The organism is Vibrio sp. PBL-C16 (assembly GCF_034321865.1).
Taxonomy (GTDB): Bacteria; Pseudomonadota; Gammaproteobacteria; order Enterobacterales; family Vibrionaceae; genus Vibrio; species Vibrio alginolyticus.
Map to the genome: position 1 here is coordinate 626,075 of NZ_JAXLNY010000002.1, position 23,209 is coordinate 649,283.

Sequence of the window (23,209 nt, forward strand, 5' to 3'; positions counted from 1 at the left end):
GAGTGAGTCTGGTTGAGGTCATCATGATTCAAAGAACAAAAGCAAAAGTAATGGGAGCGCCAACTCCAATGGCGGGTTTGGCCCTTGGTATTGCAAGCTTGGGCTGGAGTTGGGAGAACTTCGCCGAATTACATGGCTACGGACAGTGGATTAGTGCAGGTATCGCGAGCGTATTATTGGCTATATTGGCAACCAAGTTTTTGCTACATAATCATCTATTGAGACAAGATCTTGCTCATCCGGTTGTGGGCAGCGTGGTTCCGACATTTGCGATGGGCACTATGGTGGTATCGAACTCTCTCGGCCATTTTTACCCATTAGCTGGCGATGCGCTTTGGCTGATTGCGGTGGTTTTGCACATCGTGTTCTTGGTGAGCTTTGTTTACCATCGCGCCAAAGATTTTGAATTGCACCACATGGTTCCTAGTTGGTTTGTACCGCCTGTGGGTATCATCGTTGCGGATGTGTCTTTCTCTGGCAACCCGATGCTAGCACCAGTGGCACAAGGTGCATTGATGTTTGGTATGGTGGCGTACGCGATCATGTTGCCGATGATGATTTACCGTTTCATGTTCACCCATGAAATTCCGGATGCAGCGAAACCAACAATGGCAATCATGGCAGCGCCAGCAAGTCTATCATTGGCAGGGTACTTAACGATCACTGCGACACCATCACCAGTGATCATCGCTATGCTATTTGGTATCGCGGTATTGATGACAGCCATCATTTACCTCGCATTCTTTAAATTGCTTAGACTGCCATTCAGCCCTGGCTATGCAGCGTTTACCTTCCCGATGGTGATCGGTGCGACGGCGCTGTTTAAAATGGCGAATTGGATGGAGTTGCAAGGATTGGCTACGCACTATGTTCAACAAGTGCGAGGCTTAGCTGGTCTTGAGTTGATTGTGGCAACATTTGTTGTCTCTTATGTGGCCTTACAATACATCAACAACTTGTTGATTCAGCCACGCTTGATACACGCTCATCACGCTTAAATAGCAGATAGGAAAAAGCCTCTTGGTCTTACAACCAAGAGGCTTTTTTATTTCAATCGGCGTCGATGTTGGACGCTAGCCTTTTTTGTAAAATCGCGACATCTCATCCAGAGAATGACGAATGATATCGACAGGAACTTTCTGTTCTTTCTCGACTTTTAACTGGCGATTCAGTTGCTGAGAGTGCCCGCCAGGATTGACCACAAGCATCAGTTCTTTGCCGACCAATGCATAGTTGTAGTAGCTGCCAGCAATATACCAATCGCGAGGGGCAGAGTTATCAAACAAGTTATGACCAACACTGTATGAACTTGTTGTGCCTTGAACGTCAAACAGCGTATTCATCATGGTTGGCACGACGTCAAAATGGGTCGTGCGGTAATCAATTTGCTCTGGTTGACGATTTGGCATGTACACGTAAAGAGGAACATGTACTTGAACGTCACTGTAGTTACCCGTGTGGCCCCAATAGTTCATCTTATGGTCGTTAAACTCTTCACCATGATCAGATGAAATCACCACAATGGTGTTGTCTAAGTCGACGTTTTTCAGCACATCACCAATCAAGCTATCGATGTAGTACAACGAGTTCTTGTATCGATTGTGGTAAAGCGAAGCGTCAAAATCGTTGTTGAGCAAAATGTGGTCAACGCGTTCCCAGTATGGTTTGAATTTCGCAAATTCAGGTTCAGGAAACACCGTGCCGTGGGCGGCATCGTAGAACAGAAAACCAAAGTACGGCTTGTCGCTGTCCTGCTTTTGGAACTCGATGAACTTGTCTGTTATCTGCTGATCGCGCTCGACAGCTGTTTCCCCAGTTTGTTTCAAGGTCAAGTCCGACACTTTTTTGAATACCGTGCGAGAAAGTGGCGGGCTGGTGAGCGGTGCTGAGCCAAAAATGCCCATGCGGTAGCCTTCTGCTTGCAGCGTATCCATAAAAACAGGAGAGCGTTGGCTTGCGTAAAAGCTTTCCCAGTAGGTTGCTGGCAAGCTGTAAAACAGGCTGAAAATACCCGCTTGAGTTGAGTTGCCGCCGCTCATATGTTGTGTGAAATTCACCGTTTTTTCGGCGAACTTGCTGACATTTGGCATGACTTCCGGCGTCGCATCACTGTAGCGCCACGCGTCAACCAAGATAAACAAAACATTGGGCTGTTTCTCTTTGCTTTGCACTTGAATCGGCGCAAGCGGGTAGTTGAGTGAGCTACGTTCAATGTTGGTTAACTCTACGCGGTTCTTCGATGCAATGTTCTCATCCACTAGGTCGTGTTTGTAAATAAATTTACGAGCCGTCAGCGGGTAGTAAAGTGGCCAGTTATTCGAAAACTGACTGACTTCATCGTCGTAAAGTGCGTTTTTGTACGCATGAATCATCTGCGTGCTAAGCAATACAGCAAACCAGACGCTGATCAAAACGAACTTAGCTCGGCTTTGTGCCAGTTTATTACTTACCCAAACGGTACAGGCGAGCCCGATCACCAGAATGGCAATTTCACTGATGAAGATTAGCCAACTCATCCAAGAAATATCGAAGACATCACCGCCACCTTCGAAAAACATACGGATTAATAGGGCGTTGATGTGAAGTTTGTATTGCTGAAAAACGAGGATATCGACTTTAAACATGATCAATAGACAGATCGCGATAGCGATCACGATACCTTTGAATGCTCGAGTCGGTAGAAAAGAGAGCAATAAACTCAACAACATAAATGGAAGAGCGATCAAGCCCAGCCAGCCATATTGAGTCGAAACCAAATAGTAACCTTGCAACAAGGTTAGCGGTTCATTCTGATTGTTAGACAACACAAAAGGATAACAAGCGATCGACAGGTACACTGCAAAGCAAGCAAAAAAAGCAATCAGCCAAGCGCTGTTGGAAGACAGTTTGCGAAACATACTTTTTGTTTGTTTATAAATTATGGGTAGAGGGAGTATAAAACAGTGTTTTTTATTATGGAATAGTTGCGACGAATGTCACATTTTGTATGGAAGTGTCAGACTTGATTGACATGTGAAAATTCAGAAGATTCATACTCTATTTGAGTAATATATAACCTTTTGTTTTTTCCGAACGCGAGATCACTGCGGGTTTAAATGGGGCTGTGCTAAGCTAGCTAACAGTTTCAATCGGCGCTCGGTATTCCCAATTTGTTTACTGTTTATCACTCCAACCAAGTTGACGTTCTTAAATCACTCCTTGTCGAACTGATTCGAATCAGTCCGCTGGAAAACCCGTTCGAAAAAGAACAAATTCTGGTTCAAAGTCCGGGCATGTCCCAGTGGCTAAAAATGGAATTGGCCAAAGAGTTTGGTGTTGCCGCGAACATTGATTTTCCGCTCCCTGCTACTTTCATTTGGGAAATGTTTACGCAGGTGTTGCCAGACGTGCCAAAACGCAGTGCGTTTAACAAAGAAGCGATGACGTGGAAGTTGATGCATCTGCTGCCGGGGCTTCTCAACCAAGAGGTGTTTTCGCCGTTAGCGCAGTACCTCAAAGATGACATTGACCACTCTAAGCTGTATCAGCTGGCTGAGAAAATTGCCGATATTTTCGATGGTTACTTGGTGTATCGTCCGGAATGGATCGCAAGTTGGGAAGCTGGGCAGAGTGTGCCAGAGCTGGAAGATGAGCATCCGTGGCAGCCGATCTTATGGCAAGCGTTGTATGATCACACTGTGTCATTAGGGCAGTCTCCTTATCACCGTGCCAACCTTTATGAGCACTTTATCGACACGTTAGAGAGTTTTAACTGCAATTTTGACCATTTGCCCAAGCGTTTGTTTGTTTTTGGCATTTCTTCGTTGCCGCCTCGCTATATGGATGCGCTAAAAGCAATTGGTGAACACATCGACGTGCATCTGATGTTCACTAACCCTTGTCGTTATTATTGGGGTGAAGTTCGAGATCGCAAATATCTGGCTCGTTTGGCGGCGAAACATCGTCAGCACGTTGTGTGGCAGGACGATCACTCGGAAGTGCAAGGTGAAACTGAGCAACTGAAAGGTTCATTGGAAGATAATGTGATCGATGAGCTGCACACCGATGTGGTCGGAAACAGTCTGTTGGCGTCCATGGGTAAACTCGGGCGCGACAATATGTATCTGTTGTCTCAGCTGGAATCTCATGAAATCGAAGCCTTTGTTGATGTTGAGCGCGACAGTCTGCTCCATCAATTGCAAGCGGATATTCTCAATCTTGAAGAACATCAAGATGACCAACAGATTGAAAACAGTCATCACAAACAAGTGGTTAGCTTGGGTGATAAATCACTGAGCCTACACGCTTGTCACAGCCCGATGCGCGAAGTGGAAGTGCTGCATGATCAACTGTTGGCGATGTTCGATGCTGACCCAACGTTAAAACCGCGCGATATTATCGTGATGGTCGCGGACATCAACGCTTACAGCCCTGCGATTCAGGCGGTCTTTGGTAACGCGCCGGGTGAGCGTTTTATTCCCTATTCGATTTCTGACCGAACCGCCGATCAAGAGAGCCCAATTCTGGCCGCATTTATGCAGTTGGTGAACTTACCCAATACGCGCTGTTTGGCATCAGAACTACTCGAACTTCTGGAAACTCCGGCGATATTAAAGCGTTTTGAACTCAGCGAAGATGATTTTTTACAAGCCAAACAATGGGTTGAGGAATCGGGAATTCGCTGGGGATTGGATGCCAATACCGGACGCGAATTTGAACTGCCGGAAACCCGTCAAAACACATGGCAATTTGGTATTCAACGCATGTTGCTTGGCTACGCGATGCCAGAATCCGCAGGTTTGTTTGAAACCGAGCAAGGCAGTTTGTCTCCGTACAACGAAGTGCAAGGCATGGGCGCAGAGCTGGCGGGCAAGTTGGCACACTTTATCCAACAAATTAGCACTTATCGAAGCAAACTTTCTCATGTTCAAACTATCGATGGTTGGCGAGAGACTTTGGTTTCACTGCTGGATGACTTCTTCTCAGTTGAGTTAGAAGGCGAAATGGCGCTCAAGTCCATTCGCGATACGCTCAGCCAACTCAAAGAGCAATTAGCTGATGCCGCATTTGATGATGCGTTATCGCCGTCGATCATCAGCCAATACCTTCAAAACAAATTATCTGGCACACGAGTCAGCCAGCGCTTCCTTGCTGGTCAAGTGAACTTTTGTACCCTGATGCCGATGCGCTCTATTCCGTTTAGAACCGTTTGTCTACTGGGGATGAATGACGGCGTGTACCCACGCTCCATGCCGCCAGAAGGCTTTGACTTGATGACAGGAAGAACCAAACCGGGCGACCGTTCGCGCCGAGATGATGACCGTTACCTATTCCTCGAAGCGATGTTGTCTGCACAACAAACGCTCTACATCAGTTATGTTGGCCGTTCAATCCAAGACAATACCGAGCGAGTGCCTTCGGTTCTGGTTTCTGAGCTGATGGAATACTGCCACCAAAACTATTGTTTAAGTGGTGATGAAGCGTTGCCTGTTGATGAGTCTGGCGACAACTTATTAAATGCGTTGGTGAATACCCACGCCATGGTGCCGTTTAGCCCAAGTGCGTTCCAAGGCATGCACGCCAGCTACGCGAAAGAGTGGATTCCAGCGGCATTGACTCAAAGCAGTCAATCGCAAGGCTATGTCCGTCGTGATTTTAATCGGGCATTAGACGACTATCTGTTGGGAGCGACGTTCCCGCTTGAGCTCGACTTAGTCGAGTTGCAACGTTTCTGGCGTTTACCAGTGCAGTATTTTTTCAATCGTCGTTTAAAAGTAATCTTTGAACCGCCGCTACCGGTGATGGAAGACGACGAACCCTTTGTTTTAGGTGGTTTGGAAAGCTATCAAATGCGTGATGAGCTGTTAGAAATCTTGCTTGAAACGACATTGATGCAGCCAGAGAAAAAAACAGAGGTGCTTAAACACTTTATGAGTCAACAGCGCGCGCAAGGCAAACTGCCGGTGGGGGCGTTTGGTGATATCGAATTTGAAACCAACCGAGTTCAGGCGGAAGAGCTGGTGGATAAACTGGCGTTTTTATCTGGTGCGCCTCAAGACGATTTGGAAATCGACCTGACGTTTGATTCCTTGTTTGAGCGAAATGAAGGCGAAGAGAAAAACGTTCGCCTAACAGGTTGGCTAACTCAATGCTACCAATCCGGTTTGATTCGCTATCGAAGCGGTAAGATTCGATCGCAGGATTACCTTGCAGCGTGGATCGATCACCTTGCCATGTCGGCGTCGGGTCATGCTAAGAAAACCCACATCATTGGTTACGATCGTAAAGAAGGCGCGCTGCATTTGATCTACCCAGAAATTGCCGATGCTCAGTATGCCAAACAGCTACTGACTGAATTAGTTCGCTTATTCTTCGAAGGCATGACTAAGCCTTTGCCTTATTTCCCGAAAACGGCGTTGGCTTGTGTTGAAGCGGGCTTTAGTCGCGGTCAGTGGGTAGATGACGAAGAGAAATCTTTGAAGAAAATGGCTGACGCATTCAATGATGGCTTCATGAGCCCGGGCGAAGGCAATAATGCGTACATCTCTCGAATTTGGCCTGCTTGGAATGATGAGTTGGCCTCAGAAGTTCGTTTGCTGACAGCATTAGTTTTGCAAGGTGCGCGCTTAGCGGTTCAAGACGCTGATGACGTAAAAGCGTAATAAAGACAGTTGGATAAAGAGAAGGAAGAGTAGGGTGGCCGCCAGAAAATCATTATTTTTTGTAGGGCGTTCGCTGTACGGCCACAAGGTCAGAGGGACCATGATACTTTTGTTTAATTCATTTGAGTTGTGCCGCCAAAAGGTTTGGCTTATCTCGTGGGGCGCATACTAACGGTACGTCTTATGGATAACCGTGAGAAAGATCTCACAAAGCTCTAAATTATCCAACTTGTTAAACATATTAATAGAATTTTTAACTATAGATCACATTTATTAGGTGATACGTCCTAGTAAATAATCCGGAGAGATTCAGCGTTATGGATCAAATGTCAGGTGCAGAGTGTCCTCTACATACGTTAGACCGCACAGAGCAACCTCAACCAACGCCACTAGAACCGATGACGTTTCCTCTGCACGGTGCGAGGTTAATCGAGGCATCAGCAGGTACAGGTAAAACCTTCACTATTGCAGGTTTATATCTGCGCCTTTTGCTTGGTCACGGCAGCGCGGAAACTCGACATCGCGTACCGCTTACGGTCGACCAAATTCTGGTCGTAACCTTTACCGAAGCGGCAACTGCGGAATTACGCGATCGTATCAGGGCAAGAATCCATGATGCGCGAATCGCGTTTGCGCGTGGACAGAGTTCCGATCCGGTGATCCAACCTTTGCTTAATGAGTTTGACGATCACAAGCAAGCCGCAGAAATTTTATTGCAGGCAGAGCGTCAGATGGACGAGGCGGCGGTCTACACCATTCACGGTTTTTGCCAACGTATGCTAACGCAAAATGCGTTTGAATCTGGCAGCCGATTTAATAACGAGTTTGTGACCGATGAAAGTCACCTAAAAGCGCAAGTTGTAGCCGATTACTGGCGCCGAAATTTCTACCCATTGCCATTTACTTTGGCGGGAGAAATCCGCCAGCTATGGGGCTCTCCATCTGCGTTGTTGTCTGACATCAGCAATTACTTAACTGGCGCGCCGTTAAGCCTTTCTGTTCCAGCAATGAAAGGCAGTTTGGCTGATCTTCATACTGAAAATTTGAAAAAAATTGATGAATTAAAAGCACAGTGGCGAGAAAGCCAAGATGACTTCTTGACGCTGATTTCAGATTCAGATATTAACAAACGCAGCTACACCAAAAAGTCTCTGCCGACGTGGTTGGAGGCGGTAAACGCTTGGGCAGCAACGGAAACCACAGGTTACGATTATCCAGACAAGCTGGAGAAATTCGCGCAAAACGTCTTGTTGGAAAAAACACCGAAAGGCAGTGCGCCGCAGCACGCGGTATTTGAAGCCATTGAAACATTTCTTGCTAACCCAATCAGCTTAAAAGCGCCACTGCTTGCTCATGCGATTGAGCATTGTCGTGTGATGCTGGCCAACGCGAAAAATCAAAAACAGTGGCTCTCTTTCGATGATTTGCTGACACAACTTTCTGCTTCTATCGATACGGACGAAAGCGAGCTTTTAGCGGCGCGTATTCGTACTTTGTATCCTGTCGCAATGATTGACGAGTTCCAAGATACCGACCCGCTTCAATACAGTATTTTCAGCCGTATTTATCTGAACAACCCGGAATGTGGTTTGTTTATGATCGGTGACCCCAAGCAGGCGATTTATGGCTTTCGTGGCGCAGACATTTTCACCTATATCAAAGCGCGTAACCAAGTAAGTGCCCACTACACGTTAGGAACCAACTGGCGTTCTAGCGCAGATATGGTGCAGGCGGTAAACCAAGTATTTGCCTTGCCTGATAGTCCATTTATCTATGATTCGGACATCCCGTTCTTACCCGTAAAATACAGTCCCAATGCCGAAAAACGCATTTGGACTATGGGTGGCCAAAAGCAACCCGCGCTGACCTATTGGTTGCAAGAAGCGGACGATAAACCGCTACCCAAAGGCGAGTATTTGACTCGAATGGCGGAGGCGACCGCAAGCCAAATCCAAACCATTTTGACGCAGGCTCAACAGGGGAAAGCGTGTCTGGTGAATGGCGAAAAACAGAAAGCGGTTCAAGCGGGCGATATCGCAGTGTTGGTTCGAACAGGTAGTGAAGGTCGAATGATCAAACAAGCGTTGGCTGATCAAGGCATTGCCAGCGTGTACCTGTCTAACCGAGACAGTGTGTTTACCAGTTCAGTGGCGCAGGATCTACAGCGTTTGCTGCAAGCGGTGCTGACTCCAGAAAATGACCGTGCGCTGCGTGCAAGTCTTGCTTCTGAGCTGTTTGCCCTCGACGCAGCAAGTTTGGATGCACTTAATAACGATGAAGTGGTGTGGGAAAACGCCGTAAACGAATTCAAAGAATATCGCAAACTTTGGATTCAACGTGGTGTGCTGCCGATGTTGCGCGCGGTGATCAGCAAACGCCATATTGCCGAGCGATTACTAGAAGAAGGTGCGAGTTCACAGGGTGAAAATGGTGAGCGAGCACTTACCGATTTAATGCACATCGGTGAACTGCTTCAACAAGCCAGTAATGAACTGGATAGCGACCACGGTCTGCTGCGTTGGCTCGCTCAGTCCATCAGTGATGCGGAAAATGGTTTGGGCGGCAGTGATGACCAAATCCAACGTTTAGAATCGGAACGTAACTTAGTGCAGATCGTAACTATTCATAAATCAAAAGGCTTGGAGTATGACCTCGTATTTCTGCCGTTTGTGTTCAGCTATCGAGAAGCCAGCGAAGCCAAATATTACGATGCAGCCAATGACCGCACGGTACTGGATATCACTGGCAACGATGCGTCCATGAAGCAAGCGGATAAAGAGCGTTTGGCGGAAGACTTACGCTTGATATACGTGGCGTTAACGCGTGCTGTGTATGCGTGTTTTATTGGAGCCTCGCCTTTGCGCAATGGCCGTTCGACCAAAGAGCCAACCGGCGTACACCGCAGTGCGATTGGCTATTTGATTCAAAATGGTCAAGAAGGTGGCATTAACGATTTGTACCAAGGTTTAACAAAGCAACAAGACGAGCTTGATTGTGTCGTTGTGGCCGATCCGCCGCAGCAACTCGAAGAGAAGTACGTAGCGCCACAAGAAGAAATACACGATCTTAGCGCGAAAGAGCTGCAAAACCCTATCGATAGAAACTGGCGCATCACCAGTTATTCTGGCTTGGTCAAGCAAGGCTCTCATCACGCCGAGCATGATGCCACGATTGAGATTACGGGTTTTGATATCGACTCATCTGAAGAACAAGACGAAGCGGATTTGGTGGAGCCAGAGCGTTCTATTTTTACCTTCCCTCGTGGTGCGCGTCCGGGTACGTTCCTGCACAGCCTGTTTGAGGAAATTGAATTTACTCAGCCAGCCACGACGGAAGAGAATACACAAATCATCCTTGGTTTGATGGAAAGCGAACAGCTCGATGAAGAGTGGTTACCCATTTTACAGCAATTGATTGATACCGTACTCGCAACGCCGTTGGATGGTAAGTCTTTGCTGCTGAATCAAAAAGCACCGTCGCAACGTTTGGTGGAGATGGAATTTTTGCTGCCGATTGAAGTTTTGTCTGCACCGGCGTTAAACCGAGTCATTCAACGTCACGATCCGTTGTCGGCGAAAGCGGGGGATTTAGGTTTCCAAACCGTGCAAGGTATGCTCAAAGGTTTTATCGACTTGGTGTTTGAACATCAAGGTAAATACTACGTGCTTGACTGGAAATCGAATCATCTTGGCGACGATGTGACGAGCTACCATGGTGAGGCTCTGAAATCGGCGATGGCGGATCACCGCTACGATTTGCAGTATCAGATTTATGCGTTAGCACTGCATCGTTTCCTAAGCAGCCGATTGGCGAATTATCAATATGATCATCACTTCGGTGGCGTGTATTACTTGTTCTTGCGCGGCATGGATGGGCAGAGTGACCACGGCATTTTTGCCGCGAAACCAACCTTAGACTTCTTACAAGAGATGGATCGTTTGATTGATGGTCAAGTACTTGAAACGCGCTCAACTCAAGCCGGGCAGATGGAGCTACTTTAATGACGACAAATCACAATCTTCATTCTGGCCAAGATAGTCTATTGGTAGTGCTGGAACGCTTGGCGCACAAAGGCGCTATTCGTCAGCTCGACTACCAATTCGCCTGTTTTATTGATTCTCAAACGCATGATGAACAGTCGGATAGCCAAGCACTGGCGTTTATCGCTGGTGTTGTCAGTAGTGAGCTTGGCAAAGGACATATCTGCCTGTCTCTGTTCGATGCACAAGGGCAATCTACGGATTTAGCCAGTAAGCTAGGGCTGTTTGGTGAGTCGGCATTGGCGCTCAACACACAGCTACAAGTCATAGACTGGATAGAACTATTACAAAATTCCAGCTTGGTCGGCGCGCAAGGAGAAGCCTTGCCGTTGATGTTCGATGGCGAGCGTCTGTATCTGCACCGCTATTGGCATTATGAAGTGACTCTGGCGGAAAAGCTTAATCACTTGGGCGCCGCAGTTAACTTGCAACCACAAGAGTTTGCGCGATTATCCGAGTTGCTCAACCATTTATTTGCACGCCAATACCATTTTCTGTTTAACGCGTTAGGCAAAGCAGTAGAAGCGGGAAGCAGCAACCAAGTGTTGCGTCAACAATTGGTGTGTGACCACCTTGATGTGGTCGCAAGCGAATCGTTGGATTGGCACGCCATTGATTCCGTGCTTAGCAATGCGCGCAAGGTTCAGGATTTGCAGCAACTGGATGAGCTGGTGCCACTTTCTGCTTGTGTGAACTGGCAAAAAGTCGCGGCGGCGGTTGCGTTAACTCGTCGATTTGCTGTGATTTCTGGTGGTCCTGGTACGGGTAAAACGACGACAGTAACCAAATTGCTTGCTGCTTTGATTGAACAGGCAAAGCACGAGAAAAATCTAACCATCAAGCTGGTGGCCCCGACGGGGAAAGCGGCGGCGCGATTAACCGAGTCCATTGGTAAAGCAGTGCAAGAGCTGCCAGTTTCTCCGGAGCTAAAAGCCAAAATACCGACTGAATCAAGCACCTTGCATCGATTGCTTGGCGCGATTCCTAATAGCGCAGAATTTCGTCACAACAAGCAAAATCCACTGCATTTGGATATTTTAGTTATCGACGAAGCGTCGATGGTTGATTTACCAATGATGTATAAAGTGGTCGATGCCTTACCGAAACATGCGCGGCTGATTTTGCTAGGTGATAAAGACCAACTTGCTTCAGTTGAAGCAGGGGCTGTGTTGGGTGATATCTGTTCGTTCCATGCATTGGGTTATGGCAAAGAGCAGGCGTCAGCCATCGCAAAACTGACGGGTTTCGATACTTTAGCCCATACAGGTAACAGTGCATCTAGCATTGCTGATAGTTTATGTATGCTGCAAAAGAGCTACCGATTTGATGCTCGCTCAGGCATTGGTCAGTTGGCAAAAGCGGTTAACTCCGGTTCTGCTGCGAGCGTAGATAACGTCTGGGCGCGTGACTTTTCTGACATCGAACATTTCGCGCTAAGTAGTCAACATTACAACCAAATGATGCAGACGTTGGTGCAGGAATACGGTCGTTACCTCAAACGCATTGGACAACAGGAAACAGATCCTAAAACCGGAGAGCTAGAGTCGCTAACGCACAAAGCCAAAGCGGTGTTAGATACCTTCAACCAATGCCGACTGCTGTGCGCGATCCGTGAAGGTGATTTTGGTGTGGCTGGGCTAAACCAACGCATCGAGAAATCGCTCGCGGCGCGCAAGTTCATTCAAGTTCAGGATGAAATTTGGTATCACGGCAGACCCGTCATGGTTACGCGTAATGATCACGGTTTAGGTTTGTATAACGGTGATATTGGTATTTGCATGCGAGATGACAGTGAAGAAGAACCGCGTTTGAAAGTCTTTTTTGAGTTACCTGACGGCAGTGTGAAATCGGTCTTACCGAGCCGAGTACCTGAACATGAAACGGCTTACGCCATGACCATCCATAAATCGCAAGGCAGTGAATTTGATTACACCCTGATGATTTTGCCACCAGACTTTAGCCCGATATTAACCCGTGAGTTGATTTACACAGGCATTACCCGCGCGAAAAAGCGTTTAGCTCTTTACGCCGAACTCAATGTTCTGAAGCGAGGCATTAAGGTGAAAACCACTCGCGCGAGTGGGTTAGTAAAGCGGCTTACCAACTAAAACAAGAAGACCGAGCTTATGGCTCGGTCTTCTTTTATGCATGTTTTGCAAACGCATTGGTAAAAGACACGCTGCGTATTTTGTATTGCTGTTGATAAGCAAGAATAAAATCTCGGATAGCGTCATTTACGGGGAAAACACAGTGGACGTCTAGGCCTTCTAAAAACTGATTGTCAGCCATATCCCAGAAGCTTTGAAGCGAATTACAAATGATTGTTCTCATAACAGTGCTCGTCTCGGCTTATTTAAAGTCAGATTAACAACTGTCCTTGGTGTGCAATACGGAGCTAACTAGTTTTTCAATTGCCCAGTATTTTAGGGTGAAGGCTACATTACATCACCTAGATCCATTCGTATTGGTTAAAAACCAATCACTAGCGAGCAGAGTATAGCCAACCAAATGTATATTTAAAAGATAAAATTGGAACGAAAATCAAGCAATGGTTTGCGTATTTCTAAGTTGGTGTTTATATGATGACTCGCTAGTCCGGAGTAGGGTTTATGTGTGGCCTTACTCCTAAACAAACTCGTTCCTAAACAAGCTCGATGTGCAGGATTGAGCGTTAATGAGCTGAATCCCGCACCTTGAGGTTTTGGTATAGCGGAGCGTTAAATTTTGCTTCGTGATTTAAGGTTAAGCTACAAATCTAGCGCTAAGATTTTTGACTTACGCTGGAAGTTATATAGCCCTTGTTTGGCTCCGGGCAAATAGTCGACACTGACTTCGTAAAAACCTTGCTCTCTGAACCAATGCAGACTGTGTGTCGTGAGGACAAAGATCTGATCAATGGTTTCGGATTTAGAACGATGTTTCATGTAGTTGAGCAGTAACAAACCTCGGTTCCCATCACGATAGTCAGGGTGAATCGCTACGCAAGCCATCTCAGCTTTGCGCTCTTCTGGGTATGGATAAAGGGCAGCACAGCCAATAATCAAGCCGTCTTTTTCGATGATGGTAAATTTTCCAATCTCTTGCTCTAGCTGTTCTCGAGAGCGCCTAACCAGTACACCTTGTTCTTCTAACGGGCGAATGAGGTCTAAGATACCGCCAATATCGTCAATATTAGCTTGCCTCACTTGTTCAGCGCTCGCCATAACGACTTGGGTTCCGATACCGTCGAAAGAGAACAACTCCTGAATTAGGGCTCCATCCACTTTATAGCTGATCAAGTGGCTACGAGGCACTCCGGCACGACAAGCGGCAATAGATCCTTTAAGAAAGCGCAGTGTTCCAGTGTTGTAATCTAGGTCAGGAGACGTATTTTCAGAAAGCGTTTTGATGACATGCTCCGCCTCAATTGGTAGTAACTCGGCGACAGCATTGCCGTTGTCATCAATGACACCTTGTTCGGAGCAAAAACCAATCAGCTTATCCGCACCCAGCTTTATCGCCAGTTGTGTCGCGACTTCTTCAGAAAGTAAGTTAAAACACTCGCCAGTCACAGAGCTCGCAATGGGACCTAGCAGAACAATTGAACCTTGATCAAGAGTGCGGTTGATAGCATCGGTGTCAATGCGGCGAATGCGTCCACTATGACAATAGTCCACACCATCATCAACGCCGAGTGGTTGGGCAATGATGTAGTTTCCGCTAACGACATTGAGCTGGGTACCTGCCATCGGAGTGTTGTTGAGGCTCATTGATAGGCGCGCAGTAATCGCAAGTTGAAGTTGTCCGGCAGCTTGCATAACAACAGATAAAGCCGATTCATCCGTAATGCGGATATTTTTGTGGTAAGGCGTAGTGAGGTCTTGTTTTTCTAGCTGCTGATTAATTTGAGGACGTGCACCATACACCACCACGACTTTGATTCCGAGGCTGTGCATGAGTGCGATATCATTAATAATATTGCCAAAATTTTTGTGTGCGACGGCTTCTCCGCCCAGCATGATCACCATGGTTTTTCCGCGGTGAGCATTGACATAAGGTGTTGATTGACGGAATCCTTTTACGAGAGCAGTACTACGAATTTTCACTACAGCCATTCCTTTGTTTAATTATGTTAAAATAATGCCTTTTTATTCACTTGGTGGCAAGGTGAAATTTTGGAATAAAGCACAAACATATTGAGGTAGGTTCTTGGTCCCGTTAAGAGGGAAGGTTACAATGGTGGCGTCTTTCCTCAATACGTGAACCTCATGTCTTCTGCTGTTAATAAGAATGCTGCGATCACTGCTTCCAATCTGTCAAAAACGTCATCTAAATCAATGTTTCGTAAGTGGCTAGAGCGTTCTCTCATGCTTATAGCGATAGTTGGAACCGTTGTCGTGTGCATGCTGTATAGTGATTTGATTACTCGAACCATTAATCCGCCCATTCCCAAATCGACAATTTATGGTCGCTGGGTTGAGCAAGATGTTGCGCCTTATGCTCGTGAAGAATTTGTGTTGAGTGAGCGCGGTGTTACCGTAAATGGTTCTACAGTGGCGACCAGTTTTGAATTCGATGGGGATTCGTTTTCGTATCGAGTGGGTTCAAATGAGCGGCACTTCAATTTTGTGGGTAAGCAGCATGCAGAAATGAAGCTGGATGCTAATGCACATTATCTACCTGTATTCCGTTTAGAGGGGCGTGCAAGGATTGCGGTAAGATAGTCGTTTTTATTATTGTCTCTTAAGCTGACAGCTTTTTCGTCTGTGAGTCACATGGATGATCACAACTTCATCTCTCAATCAGTAAATTTTACTTTCAAACATAATCCGGACAATTCCGTAATTCTTCCGCTGTTATCATGTTGCATTAACTGAATGAATTTACAACGAGTAAACGGATTGGCTTAGCGTTGAAACATTTTGTCGTTGCTTTTCAATTGCGTCGTATTCATTTGTTTGCCATCCTTTTGCTATTCTCTTTTACGGAAAAGACACGTGTTAAAAAAACTCCTTCCTATTATCTCTTTGAGCCTACTCTTTGGCTGTGCTCAACAAAATGATCGTGCTCAGCAATATCTTGATGGTGAGTTTCCTCAGCTCCTCAATAAAGTGGACGTAGTTGAGTCTAACAAACCACGCGATTTTACTGAATTTAACAAGCAAGCAGAGCAAGTGGTGATAAAGTCACCATCCATGGCGAAGATTTACCAACCGCTATATCAACGATTAAGTGAGTGGGCGCAACAAAGCGGAGACACCAGCGCGTTGAGTGCGTTTGGCATTCAAGCTGCGCAATTAGGCGGTGGTGATCAAAAAGGTAATGTACTGTTTACCGGATACTTTTCTCCCGTGATGGAGCTGCGTCATACACCAAACGACATTTTTAAGTACCCAGTTTATGGCAAGCCAAACTGCTCATCAGATTGTCCGACTCGCGCGGAGATCTACAACGGGGCATTAGATGGCCAAGGTTTAGTGCTAGGTTATGCGCCTAATCGTATTGACCCGTTTATGATGGAAGTGCAGGGCAGTGGCTATGTGCATTTTGAAGATGATGATACGTTGGAGTACTTCGCGTACGCAGGGAAAAATAATAAAGCTTACGTTAGTATTGGCCGCATTTTGATTGAACGTGGTGAAGTGCCGCGTGAAAAAATGTCTCTCAAAGCGATTAAAGAATGGGTAATGGACAACGACGACGCAACAGTACGCGAGTTGTTGGAGCAAAACCCTTCTTACGTCTTCTTTGCGCCAAAAGCGGAAGCGCCAGTAACGGGGTCGGCTGGTATTCCTTTGTTGCCAATGGCCGCGGTCGCGGGTGACCGTTCTATCTTACCAATGGGCACACCAATCTTGGCGGAAGTACCATTGCTGAATGCGGATGGTACGTGGAGCGGTGCGCATCAACTGCGAATGCTGATCGTTTTAGACACTGGTGGTGCGGTAAAACAGAACCATTTGGATCTGTATCATGGCATTGGTGCGAGAGCAGGAACGGAAGCAGGGCACTACAAGCATTTTGGTCGAGTTTGGAAACTTGGGCTGGAAAACTCACCAACTCAAGCGCCTTGGGCTTTGCCGCCAGAAAAGCTACAATAGCGACCCAAGAAAGAGGAACCGCCTCTTATCTAGACATTTCATCAAAGAGTGCGTATAAATCGCACTCTTTGTTTTTCTATCGATCATCTGGACTTCAATATGCGTGAACTCGATACCCCAGCATCTGACAGCTACAATCAACGCTTTGGCGGCACTCGTCGTCTTTATGGCAACAGTGAAGTGGACATTCTTCGCGCTGCACACGTTTGTGTTATTGGTATTGGTGGCGTGGGTTCATGGGCGGTCGAAGCGCTGGCCCGTACTGGGATCGGTGAGTTGACTCTGATTGATATGGATGATGTTTGTGTCACGAACATTAACCGCCAAATTCATGCGATGACGGGCACCGTTGGCCAAAGCAAGATTGAAGTGATGGCCGAGCGTGTCAAATTGATCAACCCAGAGTGTAAAGTCAATCTGATTGATGATTTCATCACGCCAGACAATCAACATGAGTACTTAAGCAAAGAGTTTGATTACGTGCTAGATGCGATTGACAGCGTAAAAGCGAAGGCGTCTTTGTTGGCGTATTGCCGCAGCAACAAGATCAAAGTGATCACCACGGGTGGTGCTGGTGGTCAGGTTGACCCAACGCAGATTATGGTCGCTGATTTAACGAAAACGATCCAAGATCCTCTAGCGAAGAAAATCAAAGACACCCTGCGTCGTCATCATAACTTCCCTAAGAATCCGGCTCGTAAGTTTGGTATTGATTGCGTGTTTTCAACCGAGCAGCTGAAGTACCCTCAAGCAGACGGTTCAGTGTGTGGTGTGAAGTCGACAGCGGAAGGCCCAAAACGTATGGATTGTGCTAGCGGTTTTGGTGCGGCGACTGTTGTAACTGCAACGTTTGGCTTTGTCGCGGTATCGCGAATCGTTGAGAAGTTGATTTCAAAATATAAGAAGTAAACTAGAAGAAGAGCGCATCATGACAGATTTTCCCGTTTCTCCATTTGGTACAGATATCACCAGCGAAGATATTGTAGCGACTATGCAACAATTTCAAGGCTGGGAAGATCGCTACCGTCAGGTTATTCAGTGGGGTAAAAAGCTGCCACAAATGCCAGAAGAGCTGAAATCAGAACAAGTTACCGTTTCGGGTTGTGAAAGCTTGGTGTGGTTAGTGAGCCAAGAGCAAGATGGCGTTTGGCATTTTTGTGCGGACTCCGATGCGCGTATCGTCCGTGGATTGATTGCCTTGGTGATGGCGGCTTATGACGGAAAAACGGCCGATCAAATTCAAGCATTTGATATTGATGCTTATTTTGATCAGCTGGGGCTTGTCTCCCATTTAAGCCCGTCACGTGGTAATGGCTTGAAAGCTATTGTAGAGCAGATTAAGCAAACCGCCGTGTAACGAGTCATTTTCCCAATTCTTAAAAAACGCTGAATAGCCTGGCTGTTTGGCGTTTTTTGTATCTGAGTTGAGATATTTTTTGCATATGGATAAAAAGTATGCAAATGGTCGACTATTTTAGCGTTAATTAACCATTCTATTGATCCTGGTTCATTATATTGCCCACTTGGTTTTTATAAACTCAATTGTATTTAAAATTTGTCTATATTAGATAATAGACATATGCCCCATTCGCTCCTATTCCCCAATGTGGAAACACACTTGGAAGCGATTGGGTTACTTAGATACAAATGCTAGGAACCTCCCTATATGCAATTCACCTTGGAACATGCGCAAGACGTGTTATCCGGAATGCCAGACCCCACTTTTATTCTGAGTGAAGATGGTATCTATATTGATGTTTTTGGAGGAACAGATAAAAAAGCCTATCACGATGGAAGTAATTTGATAGGTGAGACGCTGCACAGCGTACTCGAGAAAGATAAAGCTGACTGGTTTATCGAGCAGATCAGTCGATCACTGAAACAAGACAGTATTGTGACGATCGAGTACAAGATGTGCGCCGACAGCATTCAGGGAATAGATGCTAACAGTGGGCCAAGAGGCGACCTATACTACGAAGGCAAGATCTGCCCACTCGCTATAAAATACCGAGGTCGTCGCGTTGTCCTTATTCTTACACGCAACATCTCCAATCGCCACCGAGTTGAAACCCTTCTTCGCCATCAAAGCCAAATTGATGCTCTTACCAACATCTACAATCGACGTGTCTTTTTCGAAAAGCTCACAGAAGAGGTCATTAAAGCTCAAGAGCCGAACTATCACTCCGCGTTGTTATTGTTTGATTTGGACTTTTTTAAAGTCATCAATGATAAACGTGGTCATGATGCGGGGGATTATGTCTTAGAGACCTTAGCTGATTTGGTTTCTCACTTACTCGTCAAAGACGAAATTTTTGCAAGAGTCGGAGGGGAGGAGTTTGCGATTATTTTGCCTGAAACTTCTATGTCGGCGGCGAAAGAGGTAGGAGAGGAAGTACGTTCCCACATTCAAAATTGTCAGTTCGAATTTGAAAAGATTGAAATTCCGGTCACGGTGAGTGTAGGCGTGGTGGAAATAGGCAGAAATGAAACCACCAAACGTTTGTATGCGCATGCAGATAAAGCGCTTTATGCTGCGAAAAGAAATGGCAGAAATTGCGTGGCGACTCTGGATAGGCAGATGGAGTAACCTTGTTGGTTACTCCAAATCAAACCGTTGGCGTTATAGCATGTCGACGGCTTTTTCTACGGCGGCGATGAGTCTATCCACATCTTCAGCCGTGTTATAAATACCAAAAGAAACGCGTACCGTGCCTTTAACGTTTAGCGCATCCATCAATGGGTGAGCGCAGTGGTGTCCTGCTCGTACCGCAATGCCTTGTTGATCGAGCAGCGTCGCCATGTCTTGGTGATGAACGCCGTCCATGACGAACGTCAGTACAGAGGCATTCGGTTGATAGCCTAGAATATGGATGTCATCCAAAGCGCTTAGTGCTTGGTAGGCCTTATCCTGAAGCACATGGAGATGATCCTCTACTTCGTGATGGTTAAAACCTTGGTACCACTCAATGGCTTTCGCTAGAGCAATCGCGCCCGCAACGTTTGGTGTGCCCGCTTCAAATTTACCAGGAAGTGCAGAAAACGTCGTTTTCTCGAAAGAAACACGTTCAACCATTTTACCGCCGCCGTGCCATGGTGGCATGGCTTCCAAAAGTTTAAGCTTGCCGTATAAAACCCCAATGCCTGCTGGTGCATAAAGTTTGTGACCTGAGAAAACGTAGAAATCGATATCTGATGTCGATAAATCAAGTTGCTCATGTACGATGCCTTGCGCGCCATCAACTACAACAACCGCGCCAACGTTGTGCGCCAGTTCAGTGATTTTTTCGATAGGTTGGCGTGTGCCTGTTACGTTGGTTATTTGTGCGCAAGCAACAATTTTACAGCGGTCAGACAGAAGCGCCTCAAATGCACTGATGTCGAACTGGCAATCTGATGTCATCGGAACTTTAATGACTTTAGCACCCGTTTGCTCTGCCACGATTTGCCAGGGCACGATGTTGGCGTGGTGCTCCATCTCGCTAATCAAGATCTCATCACCTGGTTGTAACGTGCTACGGGCGTAGGTTTGAGCAATTAAGTTCAGTGCTTCGGTTGCGCCCCGTGTCCAAATGATCTCTTTAGAGCTGTTTGCACCAATAAAGCTTGCCACTCGTTCTCGTGCCGCTTCAAATTGGCTGGTGGCATTAGCCGTTAAACTATGGCTGCCACGGTGAACATTGGCATTTTGCGCACTGTAGTAATGACTGATGACATTAATCACACATTGCGGTTTTTGCGTTGTCGCTGCGCTATCTAGATACACTAAGGGCGTATCGTTGACGGATTGGTTTAGAGCAGGAAATTGCTCGCGTACAGCATTTACGTCAAACATTATTCTTCACCAAGCTTGTGGTAGTGCAGAGTAGGCAGAGGGATCATTGGTTCAGCAACTGACCATGCGTGTTTTTTACCTGAGAGTTGAATGATTACTTCCATCGCGAACTCTAAAGCTGTACCCGGACCTTGACTAGTGATCAGGTTGTGGTTGATATCAAAGGTCACACGTTTACTGCGCCACTTCTCTACCGGGATATGCGACTGAAAGCTCGGGTGACAGGTCATCAGTGATTGTGGGAAAAGATCATGGTGTTGCAATACCAACGCTGGTGCTGCGCAGATAGCTGCGACCAATTTTCCCTCGTAGATGTGCTGCTTAAGGATTTCTATCATCACCGTACTATCACGGAAAATTTCTGCACCACCAACACCACCAGAAAGCGCTATGGCATCAAACTCATCATCAGCGATATCGACCAGCTTACAATCTGCCGTTAATGTGACTCCGCGAGAAGCTTTCATCGTCAATGAGCCATCAAAAGCAGCACTCGCTACCGTAACGTCATAACCCGCGCGAACCATCATGTCGATAACGGTGACGGCTTCCATTTCTTCGGTGCCTGGAGCGATTGGCACTAAGATTTTCTTACTCATTGTTCTGTCCAGCTTTGTTCTATTTGTTTGATGCGTTGGTAAAGTTTTAAATTCTCAGGCGTATTGATGCGATGTTTCTCGGCAGCCTTTAACAAGTATCCGGTTATAAAATCAATTTCCGTTCGACGCTGATGGAATACGTCTTGTCTCATTGAAGAATAGTTCTCAGCTGTGGCGTTCACCACTTGCATTACCGTATCGAAAAGAGAGCGAAACTCGATAGCAATACCTTCTTTACTCATTACTTCAACCAGTTCTTGAGTGATGCTTTCGAGTTGTATCTTAAACTCGGGCTTCGCAAGTTCACCATTCTTACACTGGAGAATCGCAGTCAGTGGGTTAATCGCGCAGTTGATCGCTAACTTAGTCCATAACGCAGATTGGATGTGTGGATTCCAAATGACCTCTGGAAGGGCATTATGCATAACATCTTGCAGAAAAGTGCACTGCATTCCTTTGTCATTATAACCACCCGCTTGCGTTGTTCCGTGACCGGTATGCAATACGTGTTGGTTATCTGGTTTGTATGCGCCGTGCGTCGTTGTTGCGAGCACTATCGGATTGTTTGGCACAACCTTCTCCACGGCAGAGGCAGTACCCATACCATTGTGCATCAGCATGATAATCGTGTCTGTATTGATATGAGGCAGTAAAGGCTGAATGGCGTCTTCCACTTGCCAAGCTTTTACCGTGATCAAAATGAGGTCCGCTTGATTTACGGAGGAAATATCTTGATTACTGAATACGTTTGCGGGTGTGTCATCCAACTGAAGTGATTGTTGGCTTTCAGAACTTCTTCCCCACAATGAAACATTGTGCCCGGCAAGCTTAAATTTTGTTGCCCAGAGTGAGCCCACCGCACCTGGACCGAGGATAAGGATATTCACCAAACGCTCTCATTAAAAAGGTTTGCTGCAAGGATAATGAGGGAAAAAAGGAAAGCAAATAAAAATGGCGCCGAAAGGCGCCATTTTTGAGCAAACTTAGTGGTTCAATTAGAACTTGTAAGTTACAGCAAGGTAGTGGCCAAAGCCAGTTGACTTGAACCCATCAGTATCTTTGATACCGTACACGTCTTTGTAACCTTTTAGACCGTAACCCACTGCGAAGCGGTCTGAGTGCCAGTAGATACCGTTGAACATTGCACCACCGTTTGACGCGGTTGAACCAAACTTGTTACCAGCAGCATCATCCATACCGAATTGGTAATCGATGTAGCCTTGGTAAGAAATGAATGAACCGTTCTCGAAGAAGTAGAATGGTTTGAACCAGTTAGTCGAGATTTGGAAACCGTTCCAATCCTTTTTGTTGCCGTCGTAAGTGCCGTATAGGTTAACACCAACTTTACCAAACCAAGGAACCATTACGTCAGAACCTAGACCGATTTTTTGAGAGTTAACACCAGAGTTACCACCCCACTCGATTAGAGTTGCAACGTATAGCTCTTGAACTGGACCGAAAGATAGGTCTTTACCAGTTACCGCATCTAGAGACATACGTGGAGCGAATTTCATAAAGATCTTCTCTGCGCCAGCTTTGTCGCTACCTGGATCAGAAGTTAGGTTAAATACATCAACGTAGCCGTAAAGGTCGAAGATACCAGAGCGGCCGCCGAATTCCATTTCTAGGTAGTCGTGTGAAGACTCACCTGGAAGTTCGTCAAATGCACCCATTAGGTTAAATTGCATCCACTTGTAATCGTTTTTGTGAATATCGCCGTCAGAGTAATCTGCCGCCATAACTGGAGCTGAAGTAGCCGCTAGAAGGCTAAGAGCTAAAAGTGATTTACGCATAAGGGGACTCTCTATGTTTGTAATGATTCAGAACACGCAATCTGTGCTGCGCTTTCCAATTGGCGGGAATAATAGCGATAAAAATCCCAAATGAAAGTGATAAAGGGTGCAAAATGAAACGTTTTTGGTGAGTTGCATCACGAAATTATCTTTATTTACGGAACTTTTTGTTTGTTGCATTTTATTGCAATAAATGTGTGACTTGGATCGTTTGCGTGAGCGAT

The 23,209-nt window shown here is 46.3% G+C and carries 16 protein-coding genes; 9 read left to right on the plus strand and 7 right to left on the minus strand.

The genetic code is table 11. The annotated features are described in order from the left end of the window. The first annotated feature begins 23 nt into the window (after window positions 1-23). The gene (locus tag UQW94_RS11165; protein ID WP_322142237.1) at window positions 24-998 is read left to right on the plus strand and encodes a TDT family transporter; all 975 of its coding nucleotides are present in this window, start codon (window positions 24-26) and stop codon (window positions 996-998) included. Between the two features lie 75 nt (window positions 999-1,073). Here the strand turns inward: UQW94_RS11165 and UQW94_RS11170 are convergent, their stop codons facing one another. Further along, entirely contained in the window at window positions 1,074-2,897 is a 1,824-nt protein-coding gene (locus tag UQW94_RS11170; protein WP_322142238.1) for a DUF3413 domain-containing protein, read from the minus strand. Window positions 2,898-3,149: 252 nt separating this feature from the next. On the opposite strand from UQW94_RS11170, the gene recC reads away from it, so the two are divergent. The 3 genes from recC (at window position 3,150) to recD (ending at window position 12,789) form a co-directional block, all read left to right on the plus strand. Then, window positions 3,150-6,641 carry an exodeoxyribonuclease V subunit gamma gene (gene recC, locus UQW94_RS11175; RefSeq protein WP_258509685.1) on the plus strand — a complete coding sequence of 1,164 codons (3,492 nt, stop codon included), beginning with the start codon at window positions 3,150-3,152 and terminating at the stop codon, window positions 6,639-6,641. Between the two features lie 326 nt (window positions 6,642-6,967). Beyond that, the gene (recB, locus tag UQW94_RS11180) at window positions 6,968-10,642 is read left to right on the plus strand and encodes an exodeoxyribonuclease V subunit beta (RefSeq protein ID WP_258667094.1); all 3,675 of its coding nucleotides are present in this window, start codon (window positions 6,968-6,970) and stop codon (window positions 10,640-10,642) included. Beyond that, complete coding sequence (recD, locus tag UQW94_RS11185; RefSeq protein WP_318133373.1) at window positions 10,642-12,789, plus strand: exodeoxyribonuclease V subunit alpha; 2,148 nt, start codon at window positions 10,642-10,644, stop codon at window positions 12,787-12,789. The genes recB and recD overlap by 1 nt, the downstream gene beginning before the upstream one ends. Window positions 12,790-12,823: 34 nt before the next feature. Here recD and UQW94_RS11190 read toward each other — a convergent pair whose 3' ends face one another. Both UQW94_RS11190 and argA read right to left on the minus strand, forming a co-directional pair. Then, window positions 12,824-13,012: a hypothetical protein gene (locus UQW94_RS11190; RefSeq protein ID WP_005380230.1), complete on the minus strand. Its 189-nt coding sequence runs from the start codon at window positions 13,010-13,012 to the stop codon at window positions 12,824-12,826. A 416-nt stretch (window positions 13,013-13,428) separates the two neighbouring features. Beyond that, a complete protein-coding gene (gene argA / locus UQW94_RS11195; protein WP_086047007.1) occupies window positions 13,429-14,766 on the minus strand; it encodes an amino-acid N-acetyltransferase in 1,338 nt (445 codons plus the stop codon). 162 nt (window positions 14,767-14,928) lie between these two features. Here argA and UQW94_RS11200 point away from each other — a divergent pair, with 162 nt between their 5' ends. The 5 genes from UQW94_RS11200 (at window position 14,929) to UQW94_RS11220 (ending at window position 19,348) form a co-directional block, all read left to right on the plus strand. After that, window positions 14,929-15,384, plus strand: coding sequence for a DUF2850 domain-containing protein (locus tag UQW94_RS11200; protein ID WP_054728413.1), 456 nt, complete (start codon window positions 14,929-14,931; stop codon window positions 15,382-15,384). Between the two features lie 273 nt (window positions 15,385-15,657). Further along, window positions 15,658-16,761 (plus strand): murein transglycosylase A, encoded by a 1,104-nt coding sequence (gene mltA / locus UQW94_RS11205; protein ID WP_318133371.1) that lies wholly within the window; start codon window positions 15,658-15,660, stop codon window positions 16,759-16,761. 99 nt (window positions 16,762-16,860) lie between these two features. Then, on the plus strand, window positions 16,861-17,670 hold the full coding sequence (gene tcdA / locus UQW94_RS11210; RefSeq protein ID WP_005380241.1) for a tRNA cyclic N6-threonylcarbamoyladenosine(37) synthase TcdA: 810 nt from the start codon (window positions 16,861-16,863) through the stop codon (window positions 17,668-17,670). Between the two features lie 19 nt (window positions 17,671-17,689). Beyond that, window positions 17,690-18,118: a cysteine desulfurase sulfur acceptor subunit CsdE gene (csdE, locus tag UQW94_RS11215; protein WP_017636016.1), complete on the plus strand. Its 429-nt coding sequence runs from the start codon at window positions 17,690-17,692 to the stop codon at window positions 18,116-18,118. A gap of 309 nt (window positions 18,119-18,427) precedes the next feature. Continuing rightward, window positions 18,428-19,348: a GGDEF domain-containing protein gene (locus tag UQW94_RS11220; protein WP_213868643.1), complete on the plus strand. Its 921-nt coding sequence runs from the start codon at window positions 18,428-18,430 to the stop codon at window positions 19,346-19,348. Between the two features lie 33 nt (window positions 19,349-19,381). On the opposite strand, the gene csdA is transcribed toward UQW94_RS11220, so the two are convergent. From csdA to UQW94_RS11240, 4 genes are all read right to left on the minus strand, one after another. Then, entirely contained in the window at window positions 19,382-20,593 is a 1,212-nt protein-coding gene (gene csdA, locus UQW94_RS11225) for a cysteine desulfurase CsdA (RefSeq protein WP_213962823.1), read from the minus strand. Continuing rightward, complete coding sequence (locus UQW94_RS11230; RefSeq protein WP_213962822.1) at window positions 20,593-21,192, minus strand: DJ-1 family glyoxalase III; 600 nt, start codon at window positions 21,190-21,192, stop codon at window positions 20,593-20,595. The genes csdA and UQW94_RS11230 overlap by 1 nt, the downstream gene beginning before the upstream one ends. Continuing rightward, a complete protein-coding gene (gene panE, locus UQW94_RS11235; RefSeq protein WP_206949382.1) occupies window positions 21,189-22,079 on the minus strand; it encodes a 2-dehydropantoate 2-reductase in 891 nt (296 codons plus the stop codon). Before panE ends, UQW94_RS11230 begins: the two co-directional genes overlap by 4 nt. Before the next feature lie 108 nt (window positions 22,080-22,187). Continuing rightward, window positions 22,188-22,985: an outer membrane protein OmpK gene (locus UQW94_RS11240; RefSeq protein WP_005380251.1), complete on the minus strand. Its 798-nt coding sequence runs from the start codon at window positions 22,983-22,985 to the stop codon at window positions 22,188-22,190. Window positions 22,986-23,209: the final 224 nt, after the last annotated feature.

Coding starts and splice junctions, on each gene's coding strand:
- UQW94_RS11165 (WP_322142237.1), top strand. CDS start 24: ATGATTCAAAGAACAAAAGCAAAAGTAATGGGAGCGCCAACTCCAATG.
- UQW94_RS11170 (WP_322142238.1), bottom strand. CDS start 2,897: ATGTTTCGCAAACTGTCTTCCAACAGCGCTTGGCTGATTGCTTTTTTT.
- recB (WP_258667094.1), top strand. CDS start 6,968: ATGTCAGGTGCAGAGTGTCCTCTACATACGTTAGACCGCACAGAGCAA.
- recD (WP_318133373.1), top strand. CDS start 10,642: ATGACGACAAATCACAATCTTCATTCTGGCCAAGATAGTCTATTGGTA.
- UQW94_RS11190 (WP_005380230.1), bottom strand. CDS start 13,012: ATGAGAACAATCATTTGTAATTCGCTTCAAAGCTTCTGGGATATGGCT.
- UQW94_RS11200 (WP_054728413.1), top strand. CDS start 14,929: ATGTCTTCTGCTGTTAATAAGAATGCTGCGATCACTGCTTCCAATCTG.
- tcdA (WP_005380241.1), top strand. CDS start 16,861: ATGCGTGAACTCGATACCCCAGCATCTGACAGCTACAATCAACGCTTT.
- csdE (WP_017636016.1), top strand. CDS start 17,690: ATGACAGATTTTCCCGTTTCTCCATTTGGTACAGATATCACCAGCGAA.
- UQW94_RS11220 (WP_213868643.1), top strand. CDS start 18,428: ATGCAATTCACCTTGGAACATGCGCAAGACGTGTTATCCGGAATGCCA.
- csdA (WP_213962823.1), bottom strand. CDS start 20,593: ATGTTTGACGTAAATGCTGTACGCGAGCAATTTCCTGCTCTAAACCAA.
- UQW94_RS11230 (WP_213962822.1), bottom strand. CDS start 21,192: ATGAGTAAGAAAATCTTAGTGCCAATCGCTCCAGGCACCGAAGAAATG.
- UQW94_RS11240 (WP_005380251.1), bottom strand. CDS start 22,985: ATGCGTAAATCACTTTTAGCTCTTAGCCTTCTAGCGGCTACTTCAGCT.